The sequence below is a fragment of the Chryseobacterium sp. FR048 genome (assembly GCF_056844665.1).
Window position 1 is genome coordinate 67,116 of sequence record NZ_JBXDSE010000010.1, and the last position, 13,721, is coordinate 80,836.

The 13,721-nt window shown below is 37.4% G+C and carries 12 protein-coding genes and 1 tRNA gene; 5 read left to right on the top strand and 8 right to left on the bottom strand.

Annotation, left to right across the window (positions count from 1 at the left end; all coding sequences use genetic code 11):
* Positions 1-5: 5 nt before the first annotated feature.
* Together AC106K_RS23580 and AC106K_RS23585 are read left to right on the top strand one after the other, a co-directional pair.
* Positions 6-1,775 (top strand): TonB-dependent receptor, encoded by a 1,770-nt coding sequence (locus tag AC106K_RS23580; protein WP_482447969.1) that lies wholly within the window; start codon positions 6-8, stop codon positions 1,773-1,775.
* Between the two features lie 73 nt (positions 1,776-1,848).
* A tRNA-Arg gene (locus tag AC106K_RS23585) sits at positions 1,849-1,920 on the top strand.
* Between the two features lie 299 nt (positions 1,921-2,219).
* Here the strand turns inward: AC106K_RS23585 and AC106K_RS23590 are convergent.
* Genes AC106K_RS23590 through AC106K_RS23615 form a run of 6 tightly spaced genes read right to left on the bottom strand, consistent with a single transcriptional unit; the run spans position 2,220 to position 7,836 of the window.
* The gene (locus AC106K_RS23590; protein WP_482447971.1) at positions 2,220-2,564 is read right to left on the bottom strand and encodes a DUF4280 domain-containing protein; all 345 of its coding nucleotides are present in this window, start codon (positions 2,562-2,564) and stop codon (positions 2,220-2,222) included.
* Between the two features lie 4 nt (positions 2,565-2,568).
* Positions 2,569-3,057 (bottom strand): hypothetical protein, encoded by a 489-nt coding sequence (locus AC106K_RS23595; protein ID WP_482447972.1) that lies wholly within the window; start codon positions 3,055-3,057, stop codon positions 2,569-2,571.
* On the bottom strand, positions 3,038-4,528 hold the full coding sequence (locus tag AC106K_RS23600; protein ID WP_482447974.1) for a hypothetical protein: 1,491 nt from the start codon (positions 4,526-4,528) through the stop codon (positions 3,038-3,040). Before AC106K_RS23600 ends, AC106K_RS23595 begins: the two co-directional genes overlap by 20 nt.
* A 16-nt stretch (positions 4,529-4,544) precedes the next feature.
* The gene (locus AC106K_RS23605; RefSeq protein ID WP_482447975.1) at positions 4,545-4,964 is read right to left on the bottom strand and encodes a hypothetical protein; all 420 of its coding nucleotides are present in this window, start codon (positions 4,962-4,964) and stop codon (positions 4,545-4,547) included.
* Positions 4,961-5,629, bottom strand: a complete 669-nt coding sequence (locus AC106K_RS23610) for a hypothetical protein (protein ID WP_482447977.1) — start codon at positions 5,627-5,629, stop codon at positions 4,961-4,963. The genes AC106K_RS23605 and AC106K_RS23610 overlap by 4 nt, the downstream gene beginning before the upstream one ends.
* Positions 5,630-5,640: 11 nt before the next feature.
* Positions 5,641-7,836, bottom strand: a complete 2,196-nt coding sequence (locus AC106K_RS23615; RefSeq protein ID WP_482447979.1) for a type VI secretion system Vgr family protein — start codon at positions 7,834-7,836, stop codon at positions 5,641-5,643.
* A 264-nt stretch (positions 7,837-8,100) separates the two neighbouring features.
* Between AC106K_RS23615 and AC106K_RS23620 the strand changes: the two genes are divergently transcribed.
* Both AC106K_RS23620 and AC106K_RS23625 read left to right on the top strand, forming a co-directional pair.
* Positions 8,101-8,979 carry a heparin lyase I family protein gene (locus tag AC106K_RS23620; RefSeq protein WP_482447980.1) on the top strand — a complete coding sequence of 293 codons (879 nt, stop codon included), beginning with the start codon at positions 8,101-8,103 and terminating at the stop codon, positions 8,977-8,979.
* 53 nt (positions 8,980-9,032) lie between these two features.
* The gene (locus AC106K_RS23625; RefSeq protein ID WP_482447982.1) at positions 9,033-9,530 is read left to right on the top strand and encodes a TlpA family protein disulfide reductase; all 498 of its coding nucleotides are present in this window, start codon (positions 9,033-9,035) and stop codon (positions 9,528-9,530) included.
* Positions 9,531-9,612: 82 nt separating this feature from the next.
* On the opposite strand, the gene AC106K_RS23630 is transcribed toward AC106K_RS23625, so the two are convergent.
* Complete coding sequence (locus tag AC106K_RS23630) at positions 9,613-11,241, bottom strand: T9SS type A sorting domain-containing protein (RefSeq protein WP_482447984.1); 1,629 nt, start codon at positions 11,239-11,241, stop codon at positions 9,613-9,615.
* Positions 11,242-11,648: 407 nt separating this feature from the next.
* The gene (locus tag AC106K_RS23635) at positions 11,649-12,008 is read right to left on the bottom strand and encodes a hypothetical protein (protein ID WP_047097615.1); all 360 of its coding nucleotides are present in this window, start codon (positions 12,006-12,008) and stop codon (positions 11,649-11,651) included.
* Positions 12,009-13,000: 992 nt separating this feature from the next.
* On the opposite strand from AC106K_RS23635, the gene AC106K_RS23640 reads away from it, so the two are divergent.
* Positions 13,001-13,639, top strand: a complete 639-nt coding sequence (locus tag AC106K_RS23640; protein WP_482447986.1) for a TetR/AcrR family transcriptional regulator — start codon at positions 13,001-13,003, stop codon at positions 13,637-13,639.
* Positions 13,640-13,721 lie beyond the last annotated feature (82 nt).

Genomic DNA, 13,721 nt, shown 5'->3' on the forward strand with positions numbered 1-13,721 from the left:
AGAGTATGAACAAGAAAATTCAAATATTATCTATATTATTTCTGGGAATTTCGTCGGTGGCGTTTGCTCAGATCAAGGAGGAGAAACTGGTTCTTAATAAGAAAAGAGAGCCGGAGGTGAAGAAGATTGAGAAGAAGAAAACCTCAGTGGAGACTATTAAAAATTACCCGCCGGAAGAGAAATCCCAGAACCCTGTGAAATATACCATCACAGATGTACCTGCGGTTTCAGACTTCAAAACATCTACCATTCAGGGAGAAGATGTGGCACCGAAATTTGATGGAACGGCACAAAACAATTACGTTCAGTTCGGAATGGGGAACTATGGAAAGATCCTGCTTGACGGAAACATTTCCAAGACCCTTGAAAATAAGCTTGAAGTAGGAGGTGATGTACACGTTCTTTCTACAAACGGGCTTAAAAAAGACTACGACTGGAACTCAAAGCAAACCTCAGCTACATTCGCAGCATTCCTTAATTCTTATGGAGAAAAAGGAAAATTCAACCTTAATGCTGAATATGGGCTGAATAATTATAATTACTATGGGATCTATGCGATGACCCCTTCAGCTGATGTGGATCTGAAACAAAAGGTAAATCAGTTTAAAGTAAACGGATATTATGATTTTTATTCCAATGAAATTTTAAATGATGTAAGGGTGAAATCATCATTCCTTAAAGATCATTTCGATGCTCAGGAAAATCAGGTTTCCATCCTGGCTAATTTCTCCAAACATGCTGTGGAATTAGGAAAATCAGGAATCAACCTGAATGCTGATCTAGGTGTTGGATTGGAAGCTGTAAAAACAGATTTTGCAATCAGAGACAAAAATACGGCAAACTTCTTCAATACAAGTCTTGCTCCTAAAGTAACGTTCAGAAAAGGAGATTCTTATTTGATGCTAGGTTCTTCATTCTCATTCCTGAATGCCAAGAACTCTAACGATATGATGGCAGAACAGCTGAAGAACAACAAAACGTATTGGTTTCCACAAGCTGAGTTCCAGTTTGCTGCTGCTAAAGAATTCAAATTCTATGGTGGGGTAGACGGCGGTCTTAAGCTGAACACTTACGGAGACCTTTTACAGGCTAATCCATTTGTGCTTTCTGACCAGTATTTAAAGCCAACAGAGACCAAATATCATTTTTATGTAGGATTGAGAGGAGATATTGATGAAACGCTGAAATACGACTTCTCTGCAGGTTTCGGAAAAATGAGAGACATTATGTTCTTTAAAGCAAACAGCCTGTTTGATGATGTGTATACACTGAACCGTTCTGCTTACAATTTTGCCAATACATTCTCTGCAGTATATGATGACGGAAACGTAAGTGACATCAAAGGAAGTGTACAATATTTCCCTCTTGAAAACCTGATCATCGACGGAGAATTGAGGTTTACCAAGTACAATTTGAAGAATTACGAGAATATTTATAACGTTCCTTTACTAAATGCAAGCATTGGAGCAAAATATACAATGCTGGACAAGAAATTATTGTTAGGGTTCAAAGGAATCTTTGCAAGTGACAGAACAACAAACTCTTATACCATCGAAGGTGTAGCGAATCCGGGCATGATTTTCCAGTCTACAGAGAACACAAATGATAAAGTTGGGGGGTATGCTGATTTAAATCTTTCCGCAGAGTATAAAATTCACAAAAATTTCAGTATTTTCGCACTCGGAAATAATCTTCTAAGCTCAAAATACCAGACGTACAAAGGTTATAAAGTCTTAGGTGCACAGATTCTGGGTGGGGTGAAGATCACTTTCTAAATCATACGTAATAGGCAATAAGTAATGAGTAATATGACATTCATTTTATCATTTACTCATTACTCATGAATACGGCTGCATAGTTTAATGGATAGAACTTCGGATTTCGGCTCCGACAGTGAGGGTTCGAATCCTTCTGCGGTCACAAAAGCTCCTTTTTAAGGGGCTTTTTTCGTTTATATAAGCGATTAATTATACTTGATGGGCCTCAACTATGGATGCTGGTAAAAAATCAATAAAGATTTTAATTAAACATTTTACTTTTTTCTGGAAAAGTTGTTGAAATGGATTTCCAACTCAAAGTTTTTATTTCGATGCGGTTCCTCAATATTTCCCATTAACAATCCCATATTTTGCCGATCGTTTTGAAGAAATTGTAGACAAATTAAAAAAGCCTCTTCATTGAGGCTTTCTTATGTAAAATTCAATATAAGCTGATCCATTTTATTCCTTTACAAAACTCTGGGCTGATTTTACAACCGATATTTTACCACCCACAGAACAGGGGCAGGTGGAGTGGTCTAAAAGCTCTTTTTTTCCATCAATCTCAAAAACGGAAGTATCCTGCCATTGTACAGGAGCAGGAATACAGGGTAAAAATCCTCCTGAAGAAGGTTTCAGTTTGCATTGCCCGAAGGGTTTAATATTGGTATTGGGCTGTTTGTCTTCTTCTGTGGCCTGAAGTTTACCTTCAATGGTCATAAAAGTCTGGCTTGTAACAGTGATCAGTGATGGGATTGTCCCTTTATCACATTGTAATTGGGTGGTGTCGGTGATGTGATTGGGCATAGTTTTATTCAGATTTTATAATTCTGTACTTATTCTTAAAAATCAACTTATTAATTAAAATGGAAATGATAAGAGAAGGTATGATCAGGAAAATATGCTGTAAGGTGAGATCTTCCAGACCATTTATTCCCGATTGGTACAAATTAGAGCTTTTATCAATGAGAATCGTATAAAGATACATTCCCAGATAGCTGCTGACGCATGATATAGTGTATGCTATAAACCAGTTCTTTCTCATCATTGTCAAAACCAGGATCAGCATAACTCCAATAGGAATCATTACAAAAAAAGGAAGACCGTCATACCATCCAAACAGGCCTGTAATAGGAGAGGATAAAGATCGGGATATAGATTCTTCGAAAAAGAAATCCCAGTCAGAATAATAATTGTTAATCAGGTTGTCGATATTTCCAAAAATAAAGTAATAGACTATAATATGTACCAGCCATATTAAAATAAAGATCCAGATTTTGTTAGTTTTTGAGTGGGTCATAAGCTCTTATTATTTTACGGTATTCTTCTTTTAAAGTTCCTTTGGGTCTGAATTCCTTTTCCTGTTTTTCAATGATTTTGTTTCCCTGTTTATATTTCCTTTTAATGACTTCATAGGTGTCACTGGTATAGGTCTTTCCTTTAAAAGCATTTGAGGTAGGCTGATGCCTGTCTAGCCACAACATCAGTAGTGGTAGGTCTATCCGAAAACCTGCATCTTTCACTGAAGCTTTCCATGGTTCGTCAAACTGGGGGGTAACGCTGCTCGTTTTACCACCAAGGCCATAGTATCCGTCAGAAATATTTTTGTCTGCCATCGCCTGAAATTTGGCTATGGTTGCTGCAGAAGTTTTCTCATAGATAGGAACAGCTACCGTTCCCTGTTCATGGTTGATGAATTGTTTGTCAAACTGATAGGCTTTCTCATAGGTGTCTAAAGGCTCTGTGGCATATTTCCCGTTAAATAGCTCGTAAAACTGAGTAATGGCATAATCGCATATGCCAAGATTGAGTTCTGCCAATATGGTTTCAACATCATTGCTTATCAGCATAGAACCGCCTTCCAGGTTTTGTGCCAGTTTTCCGACCAGCTTTTTTGCCCCTTTTGTCCATCTGCATTTGTGTTTAAATTTAGGGATTGCCTGATCTACAAATTCATAAAATGTATGAATTTGGGCAAAAGGAGCAATCACTCCCTGCAGTTTATTTTCAATGATATAATTACAGGCGAACTGGAAGGTGAGATTTCCAACTTTGCCTTCTTTTCTATCCTTTGTCAGCCAGCATCCTTTTTGTAACTGTTTTCTATCTGTAGCCAGCTCATACATTTCCAGGCTGGGAAACTCTCCATGAGATGCTGCTACCATTGTTTTGCTTCCATTGGTGAGAAAATCATACATCAAAGCTACATAATCGATTCCTAAAGCAGTGATCTTAGGAAGTATGATGGATATTTTCTCGTTATCAATACTGATGAAACGACTGTCGAATTCATCGTAATGTACTGAGCCGGAGACCAATTTTCCTGTTGCCGTATTAAGATTTATTTTTTTTATGGATATTTTACCGGTATCCGCAGATTCCCGGGAAAATCCAACAAATCCGTTGTTATAAGCCAACATCATTTTGGGAAATATTTTTCCACCAATAAATATTCTTTCTATTAAACCAATTTGGCCTGGGGCACGATCAGAAAAGAAATTGGCATTGATCCATTTTCCTTTTTCATTCCCTTTTTTTGATGCTCTATTGGCTTTTCGTATTTTATAAAAGAATTTTACGTAATCGGGTTCTACCGTGTTGAATCCGCTTTCTGCTTTTTCTAATTTAACAAAGTAATACTTTGAATTCATCAAAGGCAACAGTGCAACCCCGTCATTCATAAATATTCCTTCCGTTAATATATCTATAACAACGTGTTGGAATTTTTCATTTCCATTGATCTTTTTGATCTTCAAATAATTATCTTCCATCAGAATAGCTGTTTTTTCAATTCATAATGATGAATGTATATTTTGTCTGTTCTGTTGTGATCTCATATAGCCACCCATTGAACACAGATTCTTTTTTCCCATTATAGCAGGTATAAGCCCTTATATATTGGGTATTATCTCCCTGTTTTACATAATTGCTGCATGAGATTTTCCCTATTGGCTTGTACTTGTTTTTTCGCAAGAAATCATTTAATCCAACAATTCTTATAGCATTAGCTCTGCCATAGCCCTCCACTTTACCTTTGAATCTGACCTTTGATACTTTTACACGGGTTATTTTATCATGTATTTCTTCATTGAGAGGGGATAGATGAACAATCTTGTTGTTTAGTAGGGTAATGCTGTCACTTTTCTGAGAAAATAACACGAGAGGGAATAGAAGGTATAAAAATAATATGATCTTTTTTGTCATCATTTTTTCTGTTTTATTGCTTTAGGTATTGCCGCACTCTCTCTTATGGTGGATACTACATAGGTAAGTCCGTTGCCATAGGAACTTCGCACATCCGTCTGCCCAATGAGTGCAGGTTTATTACATAGGCAGTAAAGCTTATTGTGTGCAGAGGTTCCAACCTCTAATACGGCTTTTGCGGTTCCCACTGCATTGTCATAAAAGTGGAAGTAGTTTCCTTTGCTGTCTGAACCCATTCCCACAATCACCACAAAATGGTCCGTAATCCCATCAGGATTGATATATTCTTTTCTCGCCTTTTTTATTCTGTCATCTACATCATCGATTCCTACCGTTACAGGGTGTCCACTCTTCAATGCTTTTTTTATATATTCTACTCCTGCATTAAATTCTGCTTTATGGTAGTTGAATGTATAAGCTTCTTCCTTTTTCTTCGGATAAGTTGCCGTTGCTATTAAATGTCTTTTGCCACTTTCTCTGTATCCTGCATTGGATAATTGCTTATTGGTTGCAGTATGACAATCAGTTGTATAGCCTACAAATTTTTCTGCAGGGATTACAGCTGCTATTGTTTCCCAAGTATTACAAGGACATTCTTCGACCGTTAAAACCTCTTTGAGAAGAGATCCGGAAGGGTCTTTAACGGTATATGTATTATTATCTGCCATAAATTGATTGATTAAATGTTTTTACTAACCTCTATTTTTTCTTTTAATTCGGCAAATCCTTCTTTATTGACATTTCCGGCAAAAGATACCTCTTCTTGTTTCCCATCTATATTTTTTTCAACAATAACTTCAACGGCTTCTCCTTCTTCATAATTTCTGGTTTGTACCAATAAACTTACTTTACTGCCATAATAGGCGCTGTCAATATTGTTTTCCATCTCTGCATCCATCCATTTCGCGCTTACAATCTGTTTTTCTTTGGTATAATCAAATTCTCCGTTGGCAGGAAGCTTATTCATTTGTGGAGCTTTATACTCAATTTTATCTTTAGCGGTCAATAACGAATTGGCTCCATACACATGCATTCTGTCTCTTGCGCCAAATTCAGTTTGTCCATCCGTATAACCGATGAACTTTTCTTTTCCATATAGGTCCAGATGCGCTTTGGCGGATATTTCAGTATTGGTTCCGGCTGAAATAATGGTCTTTTTGCCACTATCCTGGCTTATTTCTTCTTTTGCGATGATTTTGATGTTCTGCCCGATACTCGTTTCCATGTTTTTGCCAGCTCTGGTCTCAATGTTTTCTTCAATATCAAATTTCAGATTCTTTGATTTTATAGTGATGGTTTCAGGAGCCGTAATATTGATATTGCTCCCTTCAGTATCAAATTGAAGGACATTGCCGCTTTTATCCGTCAGCAAAATACTTTCATCTTCTGTAAATACCAGACGGTGCCCGCTTCTTGTCTGAAGAGATTTCACACGGTTGTCCATGCCACCTCCCAATCCAACGCCTCCATGAAACATTCCGCCCATTGCGAAAGGAAAATCAGGATTATGGTATTCGAATCCTACCATCACCTGGTCTCCGATTTCAGGAATGGCAACAAATCCTCTGTTTTGACTTACAATGTCTGTTCCTCCGGCATCAGGACTCATCATTCTGATAAAATGGGTGGTGTCATTCAGCTGCCAATCGAATTGTACCTGTATTCTTCCCTGATTCAGAGGGTCGATATTGGAGATTACGGTGGCTATCTGAGGTTCGGCTTTAGGAATAATAAATTCAGGCTTAGGCATGAATCCTGTACCTTCAGCGATGGCTTCAAAACTTCCTGTATAGTATCCTCTGGCATCCACTTCATGGTTGGCCTCTGTAATCATCAGCGTGGTAAAATGTGAGGTTTCATTGTTGTTTTGTTTCCTCATATCGAGGTTTGCAACACAGCCAATATAGAGAAAAGGAAGTGATGTATTCCCCGATACCGTAAAAACTTCTACCGCTTTACTTCCCCTTGCACTTTTCTGAGAATCATCCACATCCATAAACATATTGGCATTGATAGGGGTGGGAGTCAGTGATCGTGTCCTGAAAATATCCGCATTCAGTTGATAGGCTTTGGCTGACAGGTCTCCAAGATGTTTTATAGTATGATCCGAGCCTTGCATTTTAGCATGATTGCTGCTGTTATAGCCAAAATATTCAGGTTTTATGTGAGTGGCTTTTAACTCTACCTGTACATCTGTAACATTACTTCCGTATGTAAGATTGATAGGTTTTTCATTGGGAGGAAGCTTTCCGAAGTGCAAGATGTAGCCATCATAATAAAACTGTTCTCCATAAGCTGCTGCCAGTCTCGCAAGATAATTGTAATGCGTCTCACAATACTGTGTACTGTAATTGATGTAGCTTTTATTCTGTGTATCTACCCGGAAATCAAATTGACTTGATTCCAGAGTTTCTTTGAAAATTCTATCTGCAATAATGTGGGTATTGACGGATTGGCTGCCTCCGAAGCTTTGAGTATGGGGTGCTGAATCCATCAGAATAGTAGGACTGTATCCCTTAAGTACAATATTTCCCAAACTCATTTTTTCCTGACTGAAGGCTACTTTCGTTATGACCCCTACAAAAGTTCTCTCAGGGCTTTCGTGTTCAGGATCTTTATATCTGAAAGTTACGGTGAGCCGTTTTCCCAGAAACTGTTGTGCGCTCTCAAGGTTATGATCCTGGATTTCTTCCAAAGAATCATGAGCTAATATCAATTCAAAGCTATGATGCTTTCTTGCGCTCTGCTGTAAACGAAAATGTTTAAATCTACTGATTGTTTTACCATCAGCAACAATATCCAGCCTGACAACCCGGTTGATCCCTGCGATGTCATTCTCCGATATTCTTTCAGAATTCGAAATAATTCTCTTCATGTTGCTTTGCGTTTTGTGTTATTTCACTAAAATTAGACAAATATATCATACACCTTATAGAAATGTAGATATATTTTTAAAATTGTAGTAAAACTACGACTCTGTATCAGTAGTGAAAATGAATATTTTAGAGATGTGAGGCGTATGATTTTTATTGATGTCCTAAAATGAAAATTTTCCTATTAAGCATAAATTAGATTAAATTTGATAAAAATAAACCGATGATTAAAACACCTTTTTACTTCATATTTTAAACTAATAATAATGTTCAAAACAATAATTCAATTCCAATTTTTACCGATCAAAAGCAAATGTATACGACTGCTTTTTTTAACGGTTCTGTCTGCCAATGTCTATGCCCAATCTCCGGGAGATGTGCTGCTGAATATTAATTATGAAAATGGAACACTCAACTCCGGTATCACAGGAGTAAATCCTACCAATGCGACCGCTTCCGATGCGGTTTATATGGTACAGCCCGGAGCTACGGGAAATTATGCTGTTGCCCATAAAGTAGTTTACGGAGATCAGGGATACTATTCTAATGAGAACTGGAGAAGTGAGAGTGATGCAGACCGTTTCAAAGCAGCTCGGTTTTTACCGGGTGATGAACGCCGTTATGAATTCAGTGTCCTTTTGAAAGACTGGACCCCTTGGAAAGCCGGAGATCCTACTAATGAAACCAATATTTTCCAGTTAAAGGTCTCTGGCGGGGCAGGAGTTCCCCTTCAGGTCAGAACACAGCGAAATGCAATGCGGTTGAGGTTTGCCGTAGAGAACAATGTTCCTCCTATAGATATTATCCCGGATATAAGAACTTATGTCAACCAATGGATTCATTTCAGGATTGATGTAAAATGGACCGATACGAATACCGGATATATGAAAACCTATATGAAACTGCCAAACCAGGGGAGCTATGCTTTGGTAGATGAAAAAACTAACTACCGGACGTATCCCGGTGACGGGCTTGGAGGACAGCACGGATATATAAAATGGGGAATATATGTAACGCCTCCTGATATTACCCGTGTCGCTTATCATGATGATATAAAGATTATCTATTTAGGAGGACCGGCTCCTTCCCCTGAAACTACAGAAGGAGAAATAGTATATGCCCATCATCACAAATTGCATAAATAATAAAGTTACCACCTATACAACAAAAGCAAATGGTATATAAAATAAAGAATATTATGAGGAAACTAGCCGTATGTACTCTGATGATCAGCGCAATTTCTCTATCAGCTCAGGAAAAAATGGTCAGTGCATTTCCCGATATGAAATCGAAGCTTGATACTCATTTTCCGATTGAACATTTTAAAGATCAGAATGGGAAACCATATCCTGTCAGTTATTTAGAAGGAAAAACAAGCCTTGTTAATTTTTGGTTTTCCACATGTGCCTCATGCATCGAGGAGCTCCCGGTTTTAAATAAACTGCAACAATCTTTACCTAATTCCAATTTTATTGGTATTACCCACGATGATACACAGAAAGTAAAGGCATTTATCCTGAAACATCCTTATCATTTTGAGCAGATTACCAATGCAGGAAAAGAACTGAAAGAATATTTAACGGTACAGAGATTCCCAATGTCCCTTATTATTGGGAAAGATGGTAAAGTAAAAGAAGTTATTGGAATAGTGACAGAAGAAAAGATGCAGTTGATTCTGGACAAATTGGGACATTAAACATATATCTTTTAATCTATAATCGATCAATCTCCGGCTGAAAGCCGGAGATTGATATTTATAATAGTACTGTAAAGGTAAACTATTGTTTTATAATTTTTTTCGTAAAAGTACTTCCGTCTTTCTTTACACCTTTTAAGATATAAGCAGAGGCTGGTAATGGATGCAGATCCACCTGATTGCCACTTGGCTTGGTCAGTACAACTCTTCCTTCTAATGTTGAAACCTCAATATGATTCAGGTTTTCAGAGAAGGTTACAGTATTCTTTGTTGGGTTGGGGTAAATTGAAATATCAGTTGAATATTTATTTTCCAGAGTACTTAAAGTTCCTGATCCCAATTTCACGAGCCAAAAATCTGTAGCATCAACATTCTGATGAAGCCCCACTACATCACCGTCTCTCGAATTGGTATAGCCGGCGATCACATATCCTCCATCTGATGCGAGGTCTAAAGAGAAAGCAGCCTCACCAAAAGTGCCCCCTAAAGATTTATTCCATTGTAAATCACCGGTAGCATTTAATCTTACTACCCAATAATCTGTGCCGGTGTCATATCCATGATGGCCTACAACGTCTCCATCAATAGAAAATGAATATCCTGCAGCTACGTAGCCTCCGTCCGGAGTTTGTTTGATAGAGTAGGCTTTATCGGTTTTGCTGCCTCCAAGGCTTTTTTGCCAGGTCAATGAGCCGTTGGCATCCATTTTGGCAATCCAGAAATCATGACTTCCGTGATTACCTGTAACATGGCCGTCCACAGAATTGGAATAACCTGCAAGAATATAGCCGCCGTCTGAGGTCTGCTGAATAGAGCTGGCTGAATCTTCGCCACTGCCGCCCAGACTCTTTTGCCATTGAATGCTCCCGGTTGAATTTAATTTTACCACCCAGGCATCTCTTGATGGCTTATAGGCCCAGTCATTGGCATCCCAGTAAGAATGATTACCTGTGACATCGCCGTTTGCGGAGTCAGAATAGCCTGCAACGATATACCCGCCATCTGAGGTCTGTTGAATCGAATATCCCACATCATCACCTGTTCCACCCAAACTTTTTTGCCATTCTATATCTCCCGTTGAATTGGTTTTGATGACCCACATATCATAGGTTGTCCAGATTCCATGATGACCTGTCACATCAATATCATTGCCATTGGAAGCTCCCGCAATAATGAATCCGCCGTCTGAGGTCTGCTGAACCGAATATGCCGCTTCAGTGCCTGTAGACCCCATATTTTTAGTCCACATTTTATTTCCTGAACCATCTATTTTGGCTATCCATAGGTCGCTTCCACCTCCAAAATAATCAAGTACATCACCATTATCTACCATAGAGCTTCCTGCCATAAGGTATCCGCCGTCATTGGTGAGTGTAATAGCTGCGGCTTCCTCAAACCCACTTCCTCCTAATGCTTTCTGCCATTGAAAATTTCCGGTTTGGTCTGTTTTTACAACCCACATATCCGGGTTATTGCCATGTACGCCGCTTACATACCCGCTGTTTGCATTCGTGCTTCCAGCAACTACATATCCGCCATCAGGAGTACGCAGAACCTGTAAACCAAACAGTCCTGCATTTTTTACATTTGTGGCAGCAGATTCGGTTCCTGAGCCACCCAGGCAGACCGCCCATTCAATAGCCGGGGCCTGTTGAGCATTCAATATTTTACCTGCGAAAATAAGAATGGCCGTAAGAAAAATTCTTCTCATGTATAGTAGTATAAAGTTTTGGTTATTGTTTTGGCAACGAAAATAATTAAAATTATTTAAAAACCATTTGATTACAGGATTTGTCCTTTAGAGAATACCTACCAATGGCAATGCTTTCAGAAATTTTTTATCAAATCTGAAAAGTGGTTTTTATAAATAATTAATATTTGAAAAATAGGGAGTGCAGAGACTGTAGAAGTCAGTTCTGTTATTAACAATGATCTCCCATTAATAATGAGAGATCAAGAGGTATGCTTTAATATCCGGATAGAATCAATTGTTCTATCTTAGAAATGTATTACACAATGGAGGCCTGAAATACCGTTTTGCTGAAGCTGATCATTGGATGGCTTAAATACAGCGGGTATAACAATGGTGTATTGAAAATTCAATACGGGAAAAACAGATTAATTAAGGTCATAATTGGAAATAACCAGACTCAGAATAAAGTGAACATAGTCCTGATCAGCTTCTTTTCTGTTGATCAGTTTGTTTTTATATTCATAAGAACCCAGCTTTCTAGACAACTCCTGATAGGTATCAAACTGGTCGCCTTTTACTTTTACTCTCATATTACCATCCCTTCTTTGAATCAGTACATTATCTAAAGTTCTTACCTTAAATAAAACCTCACATAGTACAGGACGGGCCTTCATTGATCCAATGTACCTTTCAATGATATTGATCTTAAATGAATCGAATATGATGTTGTTAAAAACAATTTTAGAATTAGGCTCCTGAGTATTGAGCTCAAGCTTATAGTTCATTAATTTAAAATTTTGGTAAATATAGGTTTAATTATATCAAATCACAGCTCATTTTGATAGATTATTCCCATAATTTAATTATGTGGTATCATTCAACTGTTATAATACAGAATATTGAAGAATATGTATACATTGAAATAGATAGATTATCAAGTCAATAGTGTGCATAATTTTTATATTATGTATCTGAATTTTATATCTGAGTCCAAATATACGGGATTAATTTATTTTTCAGGCATAAAGTATTTCATAAATAATTTCAATATTGGGTAAAAGTTTCAAAGGAAAAGACAAAGCTTGTTTCTGTTGTACTTACATGGTTTTGACCCAATAGAGCTGGGCTGCGGCAAAAACTAGTTTTCCGGGGAGTTTCCAAATCATATGGAAGCTTCATTATATCCTTTTGTTTTTCTTATGAAGATCCTTCAAATTATTAATATACCCATAAATTTATGGCGGAAAAATAAAACAACATCATTAGAAATCTAATGATGCTGTTTGCATTTAGTGTTTTTACCTTAGTGATTGGTATACAAAATTGTTTTTTGTCACAGTTTTTTGCTGTTTCAAGTATTCATCATCAATAGTGTCAAATAATCACCTTGCAGTTTTACCATTAAACTGAGGGAACCATCTTACGGGAGAATTGCCTTATATAAGTGCTCTTGCCCGAAATTTGGAATTCTGACTGATTCATTCTTTTTTAGTTTCGCATTCAAAAGCCTTCGGAAGTGGAAAATGGCGAAACGGCCATATTTCCGGCGAACTAACTTTTTTTTATTCTTGAACAAGAATCTGATTTCCTTGTGCCTGAATGCGGTTTGTCCTAAAATTTATCATAATGCAATCAGAATCAGTTTTAAATTTTCATTTTTGATCGTGTTTTGTATATATAAAATGGTTTAGTTTGTGCAAATATACAAATTAAGACACTATGTAGTGTCTAAAATGATAAAAAAATTTCTTAAACTTGTATCATTGAATGTTTAATCATGGAAAGAAAAGCAGCAGCAGGCAGTATCCGAAATAAGGAACGCAGTAAAAAGAAATTTTTGGATGCGGTTGGAAAAATTCTGAAAACAAAAGGTTATGCAGGATTAAAAGTGAATGATATAGCAAAAACAGCAGGAGTAGACAAGAAAATGATCTATACCTATTTTGGAGGTATGGATGGTCTGATCGATGAATATATCCGTTCACAGGACTACTGGATCAAAGTGACAACCGATAAAATTGATAAAATAATTCCAAACATTAATGACGGAGGAGTAGGGTTTATCAAAGAAATGTTGTTATCACAGTTTGATTATGTATACGACAACAAAGAAGCCCAGAAGCTTTTGCTCTGGAGTATATCCGAACCCCGCAAGTCATTAAGAAAGCTGATTGATACGCAGGAAGAAAACGGAGAGTATATTTTTGATAATATTTTTGAACCTCATTTTAAAGAGCGGTCACAGGATTTCCGGGCAGTTATGGCCATCATGGTATCCGGGCTGTATTACCTGAATATGTTTTCAAATATGAATGGAAGTATATTTTGCGGATTGGATATGAATACTGACGAAGGGCGGGGCAGAATTAAAAATGCCATCTCTTTTTTAGTAGAACAAACCTATGAGAATCTATAGTATTCTGTAGATTTCAGAGTCATAATCTTCAAATATAATCTCACATATCTTGATGAGAATATTTCTGGGCTTTCTACAACAG

Bases quoted from the DNA above. Each gene is read 5' to 3' on its own strand.
- AC106K_RS23580 (WP_482447969.1), top strand. From the start codon at position 6: ATGAACAAGAAAATTCAAATATTATCTATATTATTTCTGGGAATTTCG.
- AC106K_RS23590 (WP_482447971.1), bottom strand. From the start codon at position 2,564: ATGCCCAATCACATCACCGACACCACCCAATTACAATGTGATAAAGGG.
- AC106K_RS23595 (WP_482447972.1), bottom strand. From the start codon at position 3,057: ATGACCCACTCAAAAACTAACAAAATCTGGATCTTTATTTTAATATGG.
- AC106K_RS23600 (WP_482447974.1), bottom strand. From the start codon at position 4,528: ATGGAAGATAATTATTTGAAGATCAAAAAGATCAATGGAAATGAAAAA.
- AC106K_RS23605 (WP_482447975.1), bottom strand. From the start codon at position 4,964: ATGATGACAAAAAAGATCATATTATTTTTATACCTTCTATTCCCTCTC.
- AC106K_RS23610 (WP_482447977.1), bottom strand. From the start codon at position 5,629: ATGGCAGATAATAATACATATACCGTTAAAGACCCTTCCGGATCTCTT.
- AC106K_RS23615 (WP_482447979.1), bottom strand. From the start codon at position 7,836: ATGAAGAGAATTATTTCGAATTCTGAAAGAATATCGGAGAATGACATC.
- AC106K_RS23620 (WP_482447980.1), top strand. From the start codon at position 8,101: ATGTTCAAAACAATAATTCAATTCCAATTTTTACCGATCAAAAGCAAA.
- AC106K_RS23625 (WP_482447982.1), top strand. From the start codon at position 9,033: ATGAGGAAACTAGCCGTATGTACTCTGATGATCAGCGCAATTTCTCTA.
- AC106K_RS23630 (WP_482447984.1), bottom strand. From the start codon at position 11,241: ATGAGAAGAATTTTTCTTACGGCCATTCTTATTTTCGCAGGTAAAATA.
- AC106K_RS23635 (WP_047097615.1), bottom strand. From the start codon at position 12,008: ATGAACTATAAGCTTGAGCTCAATACTCAGGAGCCTAATTCTAAAATT.
- AC106K_RS23640 (WP_482447986.1), top strand. From the start codon at position 13,001: ATGGAAAGAAAAGCAGCAGCAGGCAGTATCCGAAATAAGGAACGCAGT.